This window comes from Streptomyces sp. adm13(2018) (assembly GCF_008042145.1).
Taxonomy (GTDB): Bacteria; Actinomycetota; Actinomycetes; order Streptomycetales; family Streptomycetaceae; genus Streptomyces.
In genome coordinates, this window is record NZ_RDBH01000129.1 from 1,347,891 (window position 1) to 1,366,194 (window position 18,304).

Consider the following 18,304-nt stretch of genomic DNA (forward strand, 5'->3'; position numbering starts at 1 on the left):
CCCGGGGCCGGTCTTGCCGGTGCCGGGGACACCTTCGGCCCCGATGGCGTCCCCGCCCCGGCCGACGCCCCCACGGGCCGCGTCCGCCGCTTCTGGGCGACCCGGCGCGTCCCCGCCGCCGTGCTCGCGGCCCTCGTCGTGGGCGGGGCCGGACTCCTGCTCTACGACGTGGCGGCCGTACGCGCCGACCGCCGGGCCATGGCCTGGCGGCGCGAACTCGCCGACGGCCTCGCGACCCGGCCGCTCGACGACACCTGGGTCGTCGTCGGCGCGGCCGTCGCCGCCGTCCTCGGCGTCTGGCTCCTGGTGCTGGCCGCGACCCCCGGCCTGCGCGAGATCCTCCCGATGCGCCGCGAACACGCCGACGTACGGGCGGGGCTCGACCGGGAGGCCGCCGCCCTCGCCCTGCGGGACCGGGCCATGGAGGTCTCCGGGGTGCAGTCCGCCAAGGTCCGCGTCCGCCGCTCCAAGGCCGCGGTCAAGGCCGTCTCGCACTTCCGGGACCTCGACGAGGTCCGCGCCGACGTGGAGTCGGCGCTGACGGCCGGCGTCGACGAACTCGGCCTCGCCCACCCGCCCGCCGTCACGGTCCGGGTGGCCAGGCCGCCCAGAAAGGGATGATCCGGTGAGAGTCGTCCTCCGGCGCGTCAACCGCCTCCTGCTCGGTCTCGCCGGGCTGGTGCTGCTCCTCCTCGGCGGCGGCGTCCTCGCCGCCGCCCTCGACCTGTCCGTACCGTCCTGGTGGCCCTGGTCGGGCCCCTCGGACGTACTGCTCTCCACCGCGGACCGGCAGCGCTGGCGGTCGGAGGGCTGGTGGTGGCCGGTGGTCATCGCGGTCCTCGGACTCGTCGTCCTGCTGGCCCTGTGGTGGCTGCTCGCCCAGTTCCGGCGGGCCCGGCTCGCCGAGGTCGTCGTCGACAGCGGCGACGGCGAGGTGGCGGTGCTGCGCGGCCGGGCCCTGGAGGGCGTCCTGGAGGCGGACGCCACCGCGCAGGAGGGCGTGTCCCGGGCCCGGGTCGCCCTCACGGGCCGCCGCGCGGCTCCCTGCACCCGCGTCGCGCTCCACCTGGAGCCGTACGCCTCCCCGGGGGCCGCGCTCACCACGCTCAGCGGACAGGCACTGGCTCACGCCCGGACGTCCGCCGGACTGCCCGCGCTGCCCACCGAGGCGCGCCTGCGGGCGGTGAAGCACCGGGCCCGCAGGGTCGCCTGAGGGTCAGAACCCGGCGCGCGCCCCGCCGTCCACCGGGATCATCAGGCCCGTGAGGTACGAGGCGGCCGGCGACAGCAGGAAGGCCGCCGTCCGCCCGAACTCCTCCGGGGTGCCGTAGCGGCGCAGCGGGATCTCCGCCTCGTTGGCGGCGCGGGCCGCGTCCGCGTCGCCCGAGAGGGAGTCCAGGAACCGCACCCGGTCCGTGTCGATCCGGCTGGGCAGCAGTCCGATCACCCGGATCCCGCGCGGCCCCAGGTCGTTGGCGAGGGACTTCGCGAAGCCGGCGAGACCCGGGCGGAGCCCGTTGGAGAGGGCCAGGCCCTGGATCGGCTCGTGGACCGAGGCGGACAGCACCAAGCCGATGACGCCGCCCTCGTCGAGGGCGGCGGCCGCCGCGCGGGCCAGTCGTACGGCCCCGAGGAAGACGGTGTCGAAGGCGGCCGCCCACTCCTCGTCGGTGTTGTCGGCGGCGAAGCCGGGGGCCGGCCCGCCGACGCTGACGAGGATGCCGTCGAAGCCGCCGAACCGCGCCCGCGCCTCGGCGATCAGCCGCTCGGGGGTCCCGGGGTCGGTGTTGTCCGCGACGACGCCCGCCGCGTTCGGCCCGAGCTCGGCCACCGCCTCGGCGACGGTCTTCTCCTCGCGGCCGGTGACCAGCACCCTGGCCCCCTCGGCGAGCAGCGCCTCGGCGGAGGCCCGCCCGAGCCCCCGCGTCGCCCCGGTCACCACGTACACACGGTCCTTCATCCCAAGATCCATGGACCTATCCTGCCGGGTCCTCGTCCTCGGCTGCCAGTGCGAACGCCGTGCCCACCAGGCCGATGTGGCTGAACGCCTGCGGGAAGTTGCCCAGCTGGCGGTCCGTCACCGGGTCGTACTCCTCCGCGAGCAGGCCCACGTCGTTGCAGAGGGCCACCAGGCGTTCGAAGAGCGCGCGGGCCTCCTCGCGCCGGCCGCAGAGCCAGAGCGCGTCCGCGAGCCAGAAGGAGCAGACCAGGAAGGTGCCCTCCTGGCCCGGCAGCCCGTCCACGGTCCCGCCGTCCGTGCTGTAGCGGCGTACGTAGCCCTCGTGCAGCAGCTCGGCCTGTACCGCCTCCACCGTGCCCAGCACCCGGGGGTCGTCCGGCGGCAGGAAGCCGACCTGCGGGATCAGCAGGGTCGCGGCGTCCAGCTCCTGCGAGCCGTACGACTGGGTGAAGGTGTTCCGGACGGGGTCGAAGGCCCGCGCGCACACCTGCGCGTGGATCTCGTCGCGCATGGTCCGCCAGCGGGCCGCGTCCCCCGGCAGCGAGGGGTCCGCCTCCAGGGTCCGCACCGCCCGGTCGGCGGCCACCCAGGCCATCACCTTCGAGTGGGTGAAGTGCCGTCGCCGGCCGCGCACCTCCCACAGCCCCTCGTCGGGCTCGCGCCAGGTCGACTCCAGGAAGCCGAGCAGGCTCAGCTGGAGGTTCCAGGCGTGCTTCTCCGCGGGGATCCCGGCCTCGTGGGCGCGGTGGAGCGAGTCCATGACCTCGCCGTACACGTCGAGCTGGAACTGGTCCACGGCCGCGTTCCCGGTCCGTACCGGCGCCGAGTCGGCGTAGCCGCGCAGCCAGGGCAGGGTCGTCTCCGGGAGCCGCCGCTCCCCGGCGGGCCCGTACATGATCTGGAGGTCGGCCGGGTCGCCGGCGACCGAGCGGAGCAGCCAGTCCCGCCAGGCGCGCGCCTCGTCGACGTAGCCGGCGGCGAGCAGCGCGCCGAGGGTGAGGGAGGAGTCGCGCAGCCAGCAGGCGCGGTAGTCCCAGTTCCGCACGCCGCCGATCTCCTCCGGCAGGGAGGTGGTGGGGGCGGCCATGATGCCGCCGGTCGGCGCGTAGGTGAGGGCCTTGAGGGTGATCAGGGAGCGCAGCACCACGTCCCGGTAGGGGCCTCGGTAGGTGCAGCGGTCCGACCACTCGCGCCAGTCCGCGAGGGAGTGCTCCAGGGACTCGTACGGGTCGACGAGGTCTGGGCGCGGTTCGTGGGAGGGGTGCCAGGTGAGGACGAAGGCGACCTTCTCGCCGGCGTCGACGGTGAAGGCGGAGCAGGTGGAGAACTGCTGGCCCCAGGTCTTCACGGGCGGCTCGCTGCGCAGCCAGACGGCGTCCGGCCCGGCGACCGCGACCCGGTGGCCGTCGGAGCGGCGCATCCAGGGCACGACCGAGCCGTAGTCGAAGCGGAGCCGCAGGACGGAGCTCATCTCGACGCTCCCGCTGATCCCCTCGACGATCCGCATCAGGTCGGGGGCCGTGTCCCGCTGCGGCATGAAGTCCACGACCTTGACCGTGCCCGTACGGGTCTCCCAGAAGGTCTCCAGGACGAGGGTGCCGTCGGCGTAGCGGCGGGAGGTGCAGCTGGTGGCGCCCTTCGGTGCGATGCGCCAGTGGCCGTTCTCCTCGTCACCGAGGAGCGAGGCGAAGCAGGCGGCCGAGTCGAACCGGGGCAGACACAGCCAGTCGACCGATCCGTCACGGCCGACGAGTGCGGCCGTCTGGAGATCGCCGATGAGGGCGTAGTCGTCGATACGTTGCGTCACTCTTTGGGCTGTTCCCGCAAGTGGCGGTGGTCAATCAGCGGGACGGAGTGGCCTGGGCCTCAGCCGCGTGGCTCCCGGGGCCGTCCGGGGTGTCCGGGGCGTCCGGGGCGTCGTCTCCGCCGGCCCCGGAGGCGCCCGCGGCGCCCGAAGCGCCCGCGGTCTCGCGGTCGCGCTTCTCGCGGCGGACCAGGATCACCCAGCCGACGGGGACGCCGGCGGCGAAGAGCCACCACTGCACCGCGTACGCCATGTGGGCGCCGATCGACTCGTGGTCGGGCTCGGGGATCAGCTCGGGGGTGTCGCCGGCGGGCTCGGGTCCGGTCTGCTCCAGGTAGCCGCCGAGCACCTCGCGGCCGATGAGCTGCGCCTGCTGCCCGCTGTTGATGAGCATGACCTGGCGGTCGGGGAGGCCCTTCAGGTCCTTGATGCCGCTCGCGCCGGTCGTCTCGTCGGCCTTGAGCCGGCCGGTGATGGTGACCTCGCCCTTGGGAGCGGGCGGCACCGGCGGGAAGGAGTGCTGGTCGGCGGCGGCTGGGACCCAGCCGCGGTTGACCAGGACGACCAGGCCGTCCCGGAGGACCAGCGGGGTCAGGATGTGCACGCCGACCCGCTCGTCGGAGGAGGTGCGGCGCCGGACGACCACCTCGTGGGTGGTGTCGAAGGTGCCGGTGGCGGTGACGGGCCGCCAGTAGTCGGAGCGGGGGACCGTGTGCCCGGGGGAGGTGAGCTCCTCGACCGGGACCGGCTTCGCCGCGATGCTGTCCGCGATCAGGGCGTTCTGGGCGACCCGGCGCTCGTGCCGGTGGAACTGCCAGAAGCCCAGCTCGATCATCGTCGGGACGAGGACGAGGGCGATGAGGGTGAGGATCACCCACTGCCGGGACAACAAGAAGCGGTACACCCCATGACCGTACAACTCGGTCCACGGGGTGCACGCACGGGGGGGCGGCTCGCGGGGAGGCCGGGCGGAGGCGGGCCGATGGCCGTCTCCCCGGACCCCGCCGTCCTTCAGACCCTGTCGACGATGCCCACCTTTCCCTCCGCGCGGGCGCAGTGGCCGCCGCAGAACCAGCTGCCGTCGACCTCGACGCCCTGTCCGATGATCTGGACCCGGCAGTGCTCGCAGATGGGCGCCATGCGGTGGATGGCGCACGCGAAGCAGTCGAAGACATGGACCGCGCCCTGTGCATGTACCTCGAAGGACATGCCGTAATCGTTTCCGCAGACCTCACAACGTGCCATGCGCCACAGGGTGGGGCTCACGCCCCGGCGGGCGCCGCGCGGCACGCCCGCCGGGCCGGGGGTGTCACCCGTCTGCCGGGGCCACGTCCCGCAGCAGCTGGGTGTAGGCGGCCTCGTCGACGATCGGCGTGCCGAAGGTCTTGGCCTTGACGGTCTTGGAGGTGGCCGCGTCCGGGTCGTTGGTGACGAGGAGGCTGGTCAGCCGGGAGACGCTCCCCGCCACGTGCAGCCCGGCCTCGACCGTGCGGTCCTCCAGGAGTTCGCGGTCGACGGAGGTGTCCCCCGAGAACGCCACCCGCATGCCCTGCCTGAGCGGTCTGTCCGTCTCGTACCGGCCCGGGTTGGGGTACGGGCACGGCGGCCGCTTCCGCGAGGGGCGCCAGCTCCCCGCCCGGTACGACGAGCCGTACCCGGCCTGGTGGCCGATCCGCGGCTGCGGCGCGGGCGACGCGGCCCACTCGGTCAGCGGCCGGCATTCGAGCAGCGGCAGCCGCACGTTGCGCTCGGCCGCCGTGTGCAGGCTCGGCCGGAACGCCTCCGCGAGCACGCGCGCGTCGTCCAGCGCGTGGTGCGCGCGCTGCTGGACGACGCCGAAGTGGGCGGCGAGCGACTCCAGCTTGTGGTTGGGCAGCGGCAGCGACAGTTCCTTGGCGAGCGCGATCGTGCACAGCCGCTGCCGCACCGGCGCGGCCGACTCCGCGCGCGCGTACTCCCGGGCGATCATCTGCCAGTCGAACATCGCGTTGTGCGCGACGAGCACCCGCCCGTCCAGCCGGGCCGCGAACTCCGCCGCGATCTCCGGGAAGAGCGGCGCGCCCTCCAGGACGTCGGTGGTGAGCCCGTGGATCCAGACGGGACCCGGATCGCGCTCGGGGTTGACCAGCGTGTACCAGTGGTCCTCGACGTTCCCCTGGGCGTCCAGCCGGTAGACGGCAGCCGACACTATCCGGTCGTCGCGGGCGAGTCCGGTGGTCTCCACGTCGACGACCGCGTACCCCTGCGGGTAGGCGGCCGGCCACGTCGCTGCTGTCGTTCGGTCGTCAAGCACGGTCACAGAGAATACGGCCCGCGGCCGACAGCTCCGTCCCCGGTGCCCCCGGGAGCCCCGGCGAGGAGTCCGTCGACCAGGGCCCGCACCGAGTCGACGAACAGCCGCTCGGTGTCGACCGGAGCGGCGAGCGCCCGCGCCAGGGGGGCGTCGGACTCGGCGTCCTCACCGCTCCACAACTCCTCCTCGGCGGGCGACTGCGCCGGCGCGCGCTCCCGGTTGCGCTCCACCAGGACGAAGCCGACGACCTGGAACTGCACCGCGCGCACGGCCCGCGCCGCGTGCGCCCCGCGCAGTCCCGCGGCGTGCGCCTCGTGGACCAGCGCGCGCTGGGCCGGCAGGAACATGCGTTCCGTCAGGCCCCGTTCGTGGACCATCGCGACCAGATGGGGGCGCTCGCGCAGCGCGCGGCGCAGCGCGCGGGCGACCGAGACCAGCCGCTCGGCCGGGGTCGCGCCGCGCGGCCGGATCGTGTCGAGGTCGGCGACCGTCCGCTCCACCAGGGCGTCGAGCAGCGACTCGCGGTTGCCGACGTGCCAGTAGATCGAGGTGACCGCGGTGCCGAGGTCGGCCGCGAGCCTGCGCATGGTGAGGGCGTCCGGGCCGTGCCGGCGCACCAGGGCGGCGGCGGCCTCCAGGACCTCCTCGCGGGTGAGTGCGGCGCGCGCCATCCGTCCCCCAACTCCTGTGCGTGCACGGGTCTTTACCCTTCATCGCCGTCGGTGTAACTGTGTTACAGACTCGACCCCCCGAAGGGTGGTACGCCATGGCACGAGTACGGTACGGGGCGCGCACGGACGCCGAGATCACGGCGGCCCGCACCAGGAGCGCGAAGCTCCCCGACATCTGGTCCACCGGAGTGGTCGCCCTCTGGGAGACCGATCCGGAGGTGGTGGCGGCCGTCCTGCCGCCCCCGCTGAAACCCACCGCGCGGCCCCTCGTCCGGGCCACGATCTCCCAGGTCGACCTGCCCGGCTACCCGCTCGGCGCCGGCTCGGTGGCGGTCGCCGCCGCCCACGGCGACCGCGAGGGCTGGTACCCGCTGGTCATGCCGATGACCCACGAACGCGCCCTCGTCGGCGGCCGGGAGGTCTTCGGCGAACCGAAGAAGCTCGGCGAGGTCGTCGTCGAGCGCGACGGCCTCGTCGTCCGCGCCGCGCTCGGACGGCACGGCATCGACTTCGTCGAGGTGCGCGGCGCGGTCTCCGGGCCGCTGCCGCTCCCGGAACCGGCCGAGCGGACCGACTTCTACTTCAAGTTCCTGCCGGGCGTGGAGGGCTCGGGTTTCGACGCCGACCCCGTCCTCGTCCACTGCGTCCGCCACGAGAAGGTCCGCCGGCTGGAGCGCGTCACCGGCGACGTGGTGCTGCGCGAGTCCATGTACGACCCGGTCGCCGACCTCCCCGTCCGCCGGCTCGTCGAGATCACCCTCGGCGAGAAGACCACCGACCAGAAGGGCGCGGTCGCCGAACGGGTCTCCGCGCAGGCCCTCCTGCCGTACATCCACCAGCGGTACGACGACCCGCAGCAGATCCTCGACGGACCGCCCGAGGGGAGCGCCTGATGGAGCTGCGGGAGGGACAGGTCGCCGTCGTCACCGGCGCGGCGAGCGGCATCGGCCTCGCGATGGCCCGCCGCTTCGCCGCCGAGGGCCTGGCCGTCGTCCTCGGCGACATCGAGGAGGGCGCGCTCGCCGAGGCCGCCGACGAGCTCACGGCCGCCGGGGCGCGGGTCCTCGCCCGGACCGTGGACGTCTCCGACCCCGACGCGGTGCGGGAGTTCGCCGACGCCGCGTACACGGCCTTCGGCGCCGTCCACGTCCTCTGCAACAACGCCGGGGTCGGCTCCGGCGCCGAGGGCCGCATGTGGGAGCACGAGCCCAACGACTGGAAGTGGGCCTTCTCGGTCAACGTCTGGGGCGTCTTCCACGGCATCCAGGCCTTCGTCCCCCGGATGCTCGCGGGTGGCGAGCCCGGCCACGTCGTCAACACCTCCTCCGGCGACGGCGGCATCGCCCCGCTGCCCACCGCCTCCGTGTACGCGGTCACCAAGGCGGCCGTCGTCACCATGACCGAGTCCCTCTACGCCCACCTCCGGGCCGAGCACGCGCGCGTGGGCGCCTCCGTGCTCTTCCCCGGCCCGTACATGCTCCGCACCGGCCTCTGGGAGTCGCACCGCAACCGACCCGAGCGGTACGCCAAGGAGCGCCCGCGCAGGACCCCGTACCGCAGCCTCGACCAGTGGGAGGCCGCGATGAGGGAGGCCGGCCACGAGGTCGCCTTCACCCCGGTGGAGGAGGTCGCCGAGCACGTCGTCGACGGCATCCGCGCCGACCGCTTCTGGATGCTGCCGGAGAGCGAGCACAGCGACCGGCAGATCCGGGCGCGCTCGCGGTCGATGCTCGACCGCGCCGACCCGTCGTACCTGGAGAGCTTCATTCTCGACTGAGGAGGCCGTGATGGCCGATCCGAACGACCCGTATCTGATCATCTCCTCCGACTGCCACGCCGGACTCCCCACCGAGGAGTACCGGCCCTATCTGGACTCCCGCTTCCACCGCGCCTTCGACGACTTCCTCGCCGGCCGCGAGGCGCGCCGGGAGGCCATGACCCGGCTGGGGGTCCGCAACGAGGCCTTCGCGCAGCAGTGGTTCAGCGACCACGAGGAGGGGCTGCGGGGCGGCTGGGACGCCGGGCAGCGCCTCAAGGAGCTCGACGGCGACGGGGTGGCGGCCGAGGTCGTCTTCCCCGACGCGGACGCCGTCGACAGCCGGACCGCCGCGCCCTTCGGCGTCGGCCTCGGCCTCTCCGGAGACCAGGACCCCGAGCTGGGCATGGCGGGCGCGCAGGCGCACAACCGCTGGCTCGCCGAGTTCGTGGGCCGGAACCCCGCCCGGCACTGCGGAGTCGCGCTGCTGCCGATCACCGCCGAGCCCGCGAAGGTCGTCGCCGAGATCCACCGGGCCAGGGAGTCCGGACTCGGCGCGCTGATGATCCCCTCCATGTGGGTGGACAAGGCGCCCTACCACGACCGGGTCTACGAACCGGTCTGGGCGGCCGCCGCCGAGACGGGGATGCCGCTGGTCACCCACTCGGGAGCGGCACCCCGCGAGGAGTACGGCGACCACCTCGGCATCTACGTCTCCGAGGTCACCTGGTGGCCGGCCCGACCGCTGTGGTTCCTCCTGTGGTCGGGCGTCTTCGAGCGGCATCCCGGACTGCGGTTCGGGGTCGCCGAGTCCGGCTGCTGGTGGCTGCCCAACCTGCTCTGGTTCATGGACCGGCTCTACCTCGGCGCGCACGGCGGCAAGAAGCTGTCCCCGTTCGCCGAACTGAGGCGCCCGCCGAGCGAGTACCTGGACCGGCAGGTCTTCGTCTGCGCCACCAACACCAAACGCCGCGAACTCGCCCAGCGGTACGAGATCGGCGTCGACAACATCCTGTGGGGCTCCGACTTCCCGCACCCGGAGGGCACCTGGCCCGACACCCGCGGCTGGCTGCGGCGGACCTTCCACGACATCCCGGTGACGGAGACCCGCCGGATGCTGGGGCTCGCGGCGGCCGAGGTCTTCGGCTTCGACCTGCCGACGCTGGAGCCGATCGCCCGCCGCATCGGCCCCACCCCCGCCGACCTCGGCCAGCCCGCCGACCAGACCGCCGTCGAGGCCTCCTGGGCCCGCTCGCGCGAGGTCGGCCGCCACTGGCTCACGGACCACGACTTCCCCACCCTGGGGGTGAGCTGATGGACCGCTACACCGTCATCTCCGCCGACTGCCACGCCGGCGCCGACCTCCTCGACTACCGCCCGTACCTGGAGAGCCGCCACCACGAGGCCTTCGACGCCTGGGCGGCCTCCTACGTCAACCCGTACGAGGACCTGCTCGCCGACACCGCCGACCGCAACTGGAACTCCGATCGCCGGCTCCGCGAGCTGGAGGCGGACGGCATCGTCGCCGAGGTCGTCTTCCCCAACACCGTCCCGCCGTTCTTCCCCAAGGCCTCCCTGATGGCCCAGCCGCCCACCGCGGCCGAGTACGAGCTGCGGTGGGCCGGACTCCAGGCGCACAACCGCTGGCTGGCCGACTTCTGCGCGGCCGCCCCGGGGCGCCGGGCCGGGGTGGCGCAGATCCTCCTCAACGACGTGGACGCGGCGGTCGCCGAGATCCGCCGCGCCCGCGCGGCGGGGCTCACCGGCGGCGTCCTGCTCCCCGGCGTGCCGCCCGGCTCGCCCGTGCCCGAGCTGTACTCGGAGGCGTACGACCCGATCTGGGCGGTCTGCGCCGAGCTCGACGTCCCCGTCAACCACCACGGCGGCTCGGCGTCGCCGCCGCTGGGCGACGAACCGGCCGCCCGGGCGGTCTTCATGGTGGAGACGACCTGGTTCTCCCACCGGGCCCTGTGGCACCTGGTGTTCGGCGGGGCCTTCCGGCGCCACCCGGGGCTCCGGCTGGTCCTGACCGAACAGGGCTCGGGCTGGATCCCGGGCGTGCTCGACATGCTGGACTACTACCACGGCCGGCTGGTCTCGGCCGCGACGCGGGCCGCCACCGCCGAGTCCAAGTTCGGCGCCGGCCTCGCCGAGGCCATGGGCAGGGGACCCAGCACCGTCTGGCGCGACAACTGCTTCGTCGGCGCCAGCTTCATGCGGCCCCACGAGGTCCCGCTCCGCGACCGGATCGGCCTCGACAAGATCATGTGGGGCAGCGACTACCCGCACGACGAGGGCACCACGCCGTACTCCCGCGAAGGCCTCCGGATCGCCTACGCCGGACTGCCGACGGAGGAGGTCGCGGCGATGGTCGGCGGCAACGCGGCCCGCGTCTACGGCTTCGACCTCCGCCTCCTCGCCCCCCTCGCCGCCGTCCACGGCCCGCGCGTCGAGGAGATCGCCGAGCCCCTGAAGGAGGTCCCCGCGGGCGCCACCAGCCCGGCCTTCGCCCCGGGCGGGTCGGTCCGCGTCTGGTGACCCGCCGGGTGCGACGCTCACGGACGTGACCGACGCACCCCAGCCGACCGACGTACCCGCCGCCGACACCCCGGCCGCCGAGACCCCCGGCGGAGGCCTCGGCTCCCGTCTCAACTGGCTCCGGGCCGCCGTGCTCGGAGCCAACGACGGAGTCGTCTCCACCGCGGGCCTCGTCGTCGGCGTCGCGGGCGCCACCGAGTCCCAGGCGGCCCTGCTCACCGCCGGCCTCGCCGGGCTGCTCGCCGGATCGATGTCGATGGCGGCGGGGGAGTACGTCTCCGTCTCCACCCAGCGCGACTCCGAGAAGGCCGCCCTCGCCGAGGAGAGGCGCGAACTCCGCGAGGACCCGGAGGCGGAACTGGCCGAACTCACCGGCCTCCTGGCGGCCCGCGGCCTCTCCACCGACGTGGCCCGCGAGGCCGCCGAGCAGCTCACCGCCCGCGACGCGCTGCGCGCCCACGCGCGCGTGGAGCTGGGCATCGACCCCGACCGGCTCACCGTCCCCTGGCACGCGGCCGCGGCCAGCTGCCTCGCCTTCACCGTCGGCGCCCTGCTCCCGCTCCTCGCGATCGTCCTGCCCCCGGCCTCGGCCCGGCTCTGGGTCACGGTGCTCTCCGTGCTCGCGGCCCTCGCCCTCACCGGCTGGTGGAGCGCCCGCCTGGGGGCCGCCCCCGCCGGCCGCGCGATCCTCCGCAACGTGGCCGGCGGAGCCCTGGCGATGGCGGTCACCTACGGCGCGGGCTCCCTCCTCGGGTCGACGGGCGTCTAGCCGCCCCACGGCGCCCGCCCCCGCCACCGCGCCGACCCGCACCCGCCGCGCGGAAGCACCGCACGCGATGTACGACGAACGTCGTACAACCGTCCGACAGCAAGGAACGTCCGTCATGCGCGCCACCACCATCCACGCCCCGTTCGACCTGCGCGTGGAGGACGTGCCCGACCCGGTCGTGCGGGACGCCACCGACGTCGTCGTCCGCGTCCTGCGCGCCTGCGTCTGCGGCAGCGACCTGTGGGCCTACCGCGGCGAGTCCGCCCGGCAGCCCGGCCAGCGCATCGGCCACGAGTTCCTCGGCATCGTCGAGGCCGCGGGCTCCGAGGTCACCGGATTCACCGCCGGAGACCTCGTCGTCGCCCCCTTCGTCTGGTCCGACGGCACCTGCGACCGCTGCGCCGAGGGCCTCCAGACCTCCTGCCCGAGCGGCGGCTTCTGGGGCTCGGTCGGCTCCGACGGCGGCCAGGGCGAGGCCGTCCGCGTCCCCTTCGCCGACGGCACCCTCGTCAAGCTCCCCGCCGACGCCGCTTCGGACGACCGCCTCCTCACCGCGCTCCTCGCGCTCTCCGACGTCCTGGGCACCGGCCACCACGCCGCCCTCGGCGCCGGGGTCCGCAAGGGCTCGACCGTCGCCGTGGTCGGCGACGGCGCCGTCGGCCTCTGCGGCGTCCTCGCCGCCCGCCGCCTGGGCGCCGAGCGGATCATCGCGCTCGGCCGGCACACCGCCCGCACCGACATCGCCCGCCTCTTCGGCGCCACCGACGTCGTCGCCGAGCGCGGCGAGGCCGCCGAGGCCGCCGTCCGCGAGCTCACCGGCGGCCAGGGCGCCCACGCCGTCATCGAGGCCGTCGGCACCGAGCAGTCCATGCGGACCGCCGTCGCCGTCGCCCGCGACGGCGGCTCGATCGGCTACGTCGGCGTCCCCCACGGCAGCGGCACCGGACTCGACCTGTCCGTCATGTTCGACCGGAACATCGCCCTGCGCGGCGGCGTCGCCCCCGTGCGCGCGTACATCCCGGAACTGCTCCCCGACGTCCTCGACGGCACCATCGACCCGTCGCCGGTCTTCGACCTGACCGTCGGCCTCGACGGAGTCCCCGACGGCTACCGGGCGATGGACGAGCGCACCGCCCTCAAGGTCCTCGTCACGCCGTAGCCCAGGCGGGGGCGTCGGCCCCCTGGACGCCCGGCGGGCGGGACCAGCCCGCCGGGCCGCCCTCGTACGCGACGGGCGACAGCGCGTGCCGCAGCCGGCCGAGCGGCCCCTCCGTGTCGGTGACGTACCGCCCGGGTTCGTACCGCGGCAGCGCGTGCGTCAGCCAGTGCCCCGTCCCGGCCAGGGCGAGCCGCACCAGCCGCGTGCCGCCGTCCCGGTCCTGCTCGGTCAGCGACCGCAGGACCGCCGCCGCGAGCAGATAGCCGGTCCCGTGGTCCAGCGCCTGCGCCGGCAGCGTCCCCGGCCGCTCCGCCGACCCCTCGGTGACCGCGATCCCGGTCGCCACCTGCACCAGGCTGTCGAAGCCGCGCCGCCCGGCCCACGGGCCGTACTCGCCCCAGGCGGAGAGCCGCGCGGTGACCAGCCCGGGGCGCTCCAGGCCGAAGCGGTCCAGCGCGCCCGGCCGGTAGCCGGTGACCAGCACGTCGGCCGAGTCCAGGAGCTCCTGGAAGGTACGCCGGTCCGACGGCCGGTCCAGGTCGAGCGCCGAGGTCCGCTTGCCGACGTCCGTGTCCGCGTGCTGGTCCGGCAGTTCGGGACGGCCCGGCGGGTCGATCCGCAGCACGTCCGCGCCGAGGAGCGCGAGCGTCCGGGTCGCGACCGGCCCGGCGATCACCCGGGTCAGGTCCAGGACCCGCAGCGGCCCGCCGCGGCGCCGCGGCGGGGCGTCGTCGAGCCGCTCCCGGGTCAGCAGCGGCCGCGCCGCCACCTCCCGGCCCTGCGGATGCTCCGCCCACCGCGCGGGCGTCCGCAGCGCGACGGCCAGACCCCCGGCCGCGTACACCGCCGTCTCGACCTCGACCGCCCCGCGCGCCTCGATGGCGGCGCCGACGGCCTCCACGGACCCGTCCCGCACATCGAGCGCGGTCAGCAATGCCGCCTCGTGGTGCGGGTAGTTGGCATGCGTGCGGACCCAGCCGTCGGCCGCCCGCCAGAATCGGGAGAGCGGGGCGAAGCTCACCGGGGACCGCCCGTCGACCCGCAGCTGCCGCTCGCTCACGAACGCGGTGGCGACGGCGCCGTCGTCCACCCGTACCGGCCCGGGCAGCCCCGCCCGCTCCACGGCGGCGAGCGAGCAGACCGCGACCGAGGCCCGGGCGAGCTCCATCACCGGAAGCCGCGCGGCCAGCAGCCCCGCGGGTCCGCCGTACTCCACCCGGTCCACCAGGGCGGGATCACCGCCGAGGACCGACCACAGCAACTCCGTACCCGTGCGCACCGTGTTGTCCATGCTGTCGTTGCCCATGAGCCGACTATGGCACCCGGTGCCATGCGAAGGGCCCCGGTGTGGCACAGCACACCGGGGCCCTCATCCGCTCATGTGCCTAGTGACGGCGGACGGCGTCCAGCGCGTCGATCAGACCGGCTCCGTAGAAGCCGTTCTTGTTCTTGCCACCCTCGCACACCGCGTCGATCTTGCCGTCGGCGTCGATGTCGTAGGGGTTGGTGCACGCGCGCTTGTCGGCCTGCGCGTACAGCAGCGCCTTGAGGGCCGCCGGGCTCGCCGAGGGGTACGTCGACTTGAGCAGCGCCAGGACGCCCGCCGCGTGCGGCGCGGCCATCGAGGTGCCGGCCTTGTAGTTGTAGCCGCCGTTGACCGTCGTCGACAGGATCAGGCCGTTGACCGCCGGGGGCTCCGGGGTCTGGAACCGGGTGCTGTCGCCGCCGGGGGCCGCGATGTCGATGACACCCAGGCCGTAGTTCGAGTACGACGACTTCAGGCCCTTGGCGCCGGTCGCGGAGACCGTGACCACACCCGGCAGCATCGCCGGGTAGTCGAGGCACTTCTTGGGGTCGATGACCCGGTCACCGGGGGTGGTGTCGTTCGGGCTGCTGTTGTCGAGGATCTCGTCGGCCGCCAGGTCGAACTTCGAGTTGCCGGCCGCCGCGACGTTGACCGCGCCCTTGTGCTCCGCGTAGCGGCTCGCGCGGGTGACCGCCTCGATGAGCGCCTTCTGGTCCGCGTCGTTCTTGCACGCGAACATCCACGGGTCGGTGTAGTAGCTGTTGTTCGTGACGTCGACGCCGTGCTCGGCCGCCCACACGAAGCCGCAGACCACGGCCTCCGTGTAGAAGAAGCCGTCCGGGGTCGACACCTTGATGCCGGAGACCTTCACGCCCGGGGCGACACCGGTGATGCCGATGCCGTTCTTGGCGGCGGCGATCGTACCGGCGACGTGGGTGCCGTGGTCGCTCTCGCCCGGGTTCGGACGCCATGAACCGGGGGTGGTGTCCGCCTTGCCGGAGACACAGTTCGCGGAGGCCTTGGCGTCGAAGTTCGGCGCCAGGTCCGGGTGGGTGTCGTCGACACCCGTGTCGATGACGCCGACGGTGACCCGCTTGCTGCCGAGGGTCCGCTTGTGCGCCTTGTCGGCCTTGATCGCCGGGAGGTCCCACTGCAGGGGCTCGAGGGCGTCCTGCTCGTCCGTCGCACGGGCGGCGGCGGCCTTGGCCTCGGCCTCGGTCAGCGCCTGCGAGCCGCCGCCGACGGAGTTGTCCGTCTGCACGGAGAGCGGGGCGGTGCGGGTCGAACCGGCCGACACCACGCCGTAGGCCCGACGGATCTCCTTCGCGAACTCGGGGTTCTGCGAGTGGACGACTATGACACCTATCTGGTCGTACGAGACGACCACCGTGCCACCGGCCCGGACGATCGACTTCCGCACCGCGGCGGGAGTGCCGCGACCCGCGCCGACGTTCACGACGTAGGACAGCTTCGGCCCGTTCGTCGCCACGGTGGCCTTCGCCGGTGCGTCGCTCAGTTCCGCGGCGGAGGCAGCGCCGGAGGGAAGGAAGCCGAGCGAGGCCGTGAGCGCGAGACCAACAGGCAGAGCGAGAGCTCGGCCGCGCCTCGATCCCAGATGAGCCATGGGTTCTCCACATCATCCGTATGTACTGCCCGCGCGCGGGTTTACGCGCGGACAGGTGCATGACGAGTGAAGCTATCGCTGATCTTCCTCGCCCATCAATGAGTTGAGAAGACTTCATGAAGATCTGACCGAAGAAATCCTCGGCGTGAACCACTTCCCGTTCGGCGCCGTGCCGTTGGGCAGGGGAGGGGCTCCGGCCGGAGCCCCCGGTTCCACACCCCGGTGAGGCCCCCTTGTCCATGCCGTCCGCCCCCGCGTCACGAGGAGAGTCCGTGCCTACCGAAGCACCCCCGCCGACCAGAGACGGGACGGAGGGCCCCGCGGGTCCCGCCGGGCCCGGCACGGAGCAGTTCATCGAGGTGCAGGAGGGGGCCGAGTTCGGCGAACTCCGCCGCACGTACCGCTCCTTCGCCTTCCCGCTCACCCTGGCCTTCATCGCCTGGTACCTGCTGTACGTGCTGCTCTCCAACTACGCGGGCGGCTTCATGGGGACCAAGGTCGTCGGCAACATCAACGTGGCCCTGGTCCTGGGACTCGGCCAGTTCGCCACCACCTTCCTCATCGCCTGGCTCTACTCCCGGCACGCGGCGAACCGGCTCGACCCCCAGGCCGACGCCATCAGAAAGCGCATGGAGGGCGACGCATGAACACCCCCGTCCTGCTCGCGGCCAACGCCACCAGCGAGCACCGACCCCTGATCATCGCCCTCTTCGGCGCCTTCGTCATCGCGACCCTGGCCATCACCGTCTGGGCCGGCCGGCAGACCCGCAGCGCCGCCGACTTCTACGCCGGCGGCAGCCAGTTCACCGGCTTCCAGAACGGCCTCGCGATCTCCGGCGACTACATGTCCGCCGCCTCCTTCCTCGGCATCAGCGGCGCCATCGCCCTCTACGGCTACGACGGCTTCCTGTACTCGATCGGCTTCCTGGTCGCCTGGCTCGTCGCCCTGCTGCTGGTCGCCGAACCGCTCCGCAACTCCGGCCGGTTCACCATGGGCGACGTCCTCGCCTACCGGATGCGCCAGCGCCCGGTCCGCACCGCCGCCGGCACCTCCACCATCGTCGTGTCCATCTTCTACCTGCTGGCGCAGATGGCGGGCGCCGGCGTCCTCGTGTCGCTGCTCCTCGGCATCACCAGCGACGGCGGCAAGATCGGGATCGTCGCCCTGGTCGGCGTCCTGATGATCGTCTACGTGACGATCGGCGGCATGAAGGGCACCACCTGGGTGCAGATGGTCAAGGCCGTCCTGCTCATCGCGGGCACGCTCCTCATCACCTTCCTCATCCTGCTGAAGTTCGACTTCAACCTCTCGCAGCTGCTCGGCGCCGCCGCCACCAACAGCGGCAAGGGCGACGCCTTCCTGGAACCCGGCCTCAAGTACGGCGCCACCGCCCTCTCGAAGCTGGACTTCCTCTCCCTCGGCATCGCCCTGGTCCTCGGCACCGCCGGACTGCCGCACATCCTGATCCGCTTCTACACGGTGCCGACCGCCAAGGCCGCCCGTAAGTCGGTCAACTGGGCCATCGGCATCATCGGCGGCTTCTACCTGATGACGATCGTCCTCGGCTTCGGCGCCGCCGCGCTGCTCAGCGGCGACACCATCACGGCGTCCAACAAGGCGGGCAACACGGCGGCCCCGCTCACCGCCCTGGAGGTCGGCGGCGGCGCCGGCTCCACCGGCGGCGCGATCCTTCTCGCCGTCATCTCCGCGGTCGCCTTCGCCACCATCCTCGCCGTGGTCGCCGGCCTGACCCTGGCCTCGTCCTCGTCCTTCGCCCACGACATCTACGCGAACGTGATCAAGCGCGGGAAGGCCACCGAACAGGAGGAGATGCGGGCGGCCCGGCTGTCCACCGTCCTCATCGGCATCGTCTCGATCGCCCTCGGCGCCCTCGCCCGCGACCTCAACGTCGCCGGCCTGGTCGCCCTCGCCTTCGCCGTCGCGGCCTCCGCCAACCTGCCCACGATCCTCTACTCGCTGTTCTGGAAGAGGTTCACCACCCAGGGCGCGCTCTGGTCGATCTACGGCGGACTGATCTCCTCCGTCGTCCTCGTCCTGTTCTCCCCGGTCGTCTCCGGCGGCCCGGCCTCGATGTTCAAGGGCGTGGACTTCCACTGGTTCCCGCTGGAGAACCCCGGCCTCGTCTCGATCCCGCTCGGCTTCCTCCTCGGCTGGCTCGGCTCCCTCTTCTCCAAGGAGGAGCCGGACGCGGGCAAGTACGCCGAGCTGGAGGTCAAGTCCCTCACCGGCGTCGGGGTCGCCGCCGCGGTCAAGCACTGACCCCAGCGCAGTCGGCCGTACACGGTCCGCGACCTCCGGGCGGCCGCGTCGTAGAYRTCTACGACGCGGCCGCGCCGGTCCTCGTGACAATCTGCCCTGCTCGCCGGCCGCCCGCTCACGTAGGCTCGAACCACACGCCCACA

At 73.5% G+C, this 18,304-nt stretch carries 18 protein-coding genes; 10 read left to right on the forward strand and 8 right to left on the reverse strand.

The annotated features are described in order from the left end of the window. Together EAO70_RS22865 and amaP are read left to right on the forward strand one after the other, a co-directional pair. Positions 1 to 621 (forward strand): DUF6286 domain-containing protein (locus EAO70_RS22865; RefSeq protein WP_261992990.1); only part of this gene is annotated, 621 nt, incomplete at its 5' end. Between the two features lie 4 nt (positions 622 to 625). Beyond that, on the forward strand, positions 626 to 1,213 hold the full coding sequence (gene amaP / locus EAO70_RS22870; protein WP_148004671.1) for an alkaline shock response membrane anchor protein AmaP: 588 nt from the start codon (positions 626 to 628) through the stop codon (positions 1,211 to 1,213). Between the two features lie 3 nt (positions 1,214 to 1,216). Here amaP and EAO70_RS22875 read toward each other — a convergent pair whose 3' ends face one another. The 6 genes from EAO70_RS22875 to EAO70_RS22900 all read right to left on the reverse strand — a co-directional run bounded on the left by EAO70_RS22875 (position 1,217) and on the right by EAO70_RS22900 (position 6,728). Continuing rightward, entirely contained in the window at positions 1,217 to 1,972 is a 756-nt protein-coding gene (locus EAO70_RS22875; protein ID WP_148004672.1) for an SDR family oxidoreductase, read from the reverse strand. Between the two features lie 4 nt (positions 1,973 to 1,976). Beyond that, positions 1,977 to 3,767, reverse strand: coding sequence for a glycoside hydrolase family 15 protein (locus tag EAO70_RS22880; RefSeq protein ID WP_148004673.1), 1,791 nt, complete (start codon positions 3,765 to 3,767; stop codon positions 1,977 to 1,979). Between the two features lie 34 nt (positions 3,768 to 3,801). After that, on the reverse strand, positions 3,802 to 4,668 hold the full coding sequence (locus tag EAO70_RS22885) for an SURF1 family protein (protein WP_148004674.1): 867 nt from the start codon (positions 4,666 to 4,668) through the stop codon (positions 3,802 to 3,804). Positions 4,669 to 4,775: 107 nt separating this feature from the next. Continuing rightward, positions 4,776 to 5,009, reverse strand: a complete 234-nt coding sequence (locus tag EAO70_RS22890) for a hypothetical protein (RefSeq protein ID WP_148004675.1) — start codon at positions 5,007 to 5,009, stop codon at positions 4,776 to 4,778. Positions 5,010 to 5,073: 64 nt separating this feature from the next. Next, positions 5,074 to 6,063 (reverse strand): DEDDh family exonuclease, encoded by a 990-nt coding sequence (locus EAO70_RS22895; RefSeq protein WP_148004676.1) that lies wholly within the window; start codon positions 6,061 to 6,063, stop codon positions 5,074 to 5,076. Then, positions 6,060 to 6,728: a TetR/AcrR family transcriptional regulator gene (locus EAO70_RS22900; RefSeq protein ID WP_148004677.1), complete on the reverse strand. Its 669-nt coding sequence runs from the start codon at positions 6,726 to 6,728 to the stop codon at positions 6,060 to 6,062. The genes EAO70_RS22895 and EAO70_RS22900 overlap by 4 nt, the downstream gene beginning before the upstream one ends. 95 nt (positions 6,729 to 6,823) lie before the next feature. Between EAO70_RS22900 and EAO70_RS22905 the strand changes: the two genes are divergently transcribed. The 6 genes from EAO70_RS22905 to EAO70_RS22930 all read left to right on the forward strand — a co-directional run bounded on the left by EAO70_RS22905 (position 6,824) and on the right by EAO70_RS22930 (position 12,950). Beyond that, positions 6,824 to 7,621: an acetoacetate decarboxylase family protein gene (locus EAO70_RS22905; RefSeq protein ID WP_148004678.1), complete on the forward strand. Its 798-nt coding sequence runs from the start codon at positions 6,824 to 6,826 to the stop codon at positions 7,619 to 7,621. Beyond that, the gene (locus tag EAO70_RS22910; RefSeq protein WP_148004679.1) at positions 7,621 to 8,505 is read left to right on the forward strand and encodes an SDR family NAD(P)-dependent oxidoreductase; all 885 of its coding nucleotides are present in this window, start codon (positions 7,621 to 7,623) and stop codon (positions 8,503 to 8,505) included. The genes EAO70_RS22905 and EAO70_RS22910 overlap by 1 nt, the downstream gene beginning before the upstream one ends. A 10-nt stretch (positions 8,506 to 8,515) precedes the next feature. Then, positions 8,516 to 9,799 carry an amidohydrolase family protein gene (locus EAO70_RS22915; protein ID WP_148004680.1) on the forward strand — a complete coding sequence of 428 codons (1,284 nt, stop codon included), beginning with the start codon at positions 8,516 to 8,518 and terminating at the stop codon, positions 9,797 to 9,799. Then, positions 9,799 to 11,022 (forward strand): amidohydrolase family protein, encoded by a 1,224-nt coding sequence (locus tag EAO70_RS22920; protein WP_148004681.1) that lies wholly within the window; start codon positions 9,799 to 9,801, stop codon positions 11,020 to 11,022. The genes EAO70_RS22915 and EAO70_RS22920 overlap by 1 nt, the downstream gene beginning before the upstream one ends. 25 nt (positions 11,023 to 11,047) lie before the next feature. Further along, on the forward strand, positions 11,048 to 11,791 hold the full coding sequence (locus EAO70_RS22925; protein ID WP_148004682.1) for a VIT family protein: 744 nt from the start codon (positions 11,048 to 11,050) through the stop codon (positions 11,789 to 11,791). A gap of 115 nt (positions 11,792 to 11,906) precedes the next feature. After that, on the forward strand, positions 11,907 to 12,950 hold the full coding sequence (locus EAO70_RS22930; protein WP_148004683.1) for a zinc-dependent alcohol dehydrogenase family protein: 1,044 nt from the start codon (positions 11,907 to 11,909) through the stop codon (positions 12,948 to 12,950). On the opposite strand, the gene EAO70_RS22935 is transcribed toward EAO70_RS22930, so the two are convergent. Further along, on the reverse strand, positions 12,940 to 14,256 hold the full coding sequence (locus EAO70_RS22935) for a CoA transferase (protein WP_148004684.1): 1,317 nt from the start codon (positions 14,254 to 14,256) through the stop codon (positions 12,940 to 12,942). The genes EAO70_RS22930 and EAO70_RS22935 overlap by 11 nt on opposite strands. Before the next feature lie 79 nt (positions 14,257 to 14,335). Then, positions 14,336 to 15,880, reverse strand: a complete 1,545-nt coding sequence (locus EAO70_RS22940; protein ID WP_148004685.1) for a S8 family peptidase — start codon at positions 15,878 to 15,880, stop codon at positions 14,336 to 14,338. Between the two features lie 272 nt (positions 15,881 to 16,152). On the opposite strand from EAO70_RS22940, the gene EAO70_RS22945 reads away from it, so the two are divergent. Next, positions 16,153 to 16,527 (forward strand): DUF485 domain-containing protein, encoded by a 375-nt coding sequence (locus EAO70_RS22945; protein WP_148004686.1) that lies wholly within the window; start codon positions 16,153 to 16,155, stop codon positions 16,525 to 16,527. Continuing rightward, a complete protein-coding gene (locus EAO70_RS22950; RefSeq protein ID WP_148004687.1) occupies positions 16,524 to 18,161 on the forward strand; it encodes a cation acetate symporter in 1,638 nt (545 codons plus the stop codon). The genes EAO70_RS22945 and EAO70_RS22950 overlap by 4 nt, the downstream gene beginning before the upstream one ends. The last annotated feature ends 143 nt before the right edge of the window (positions 18,162 to 18,304 follow it).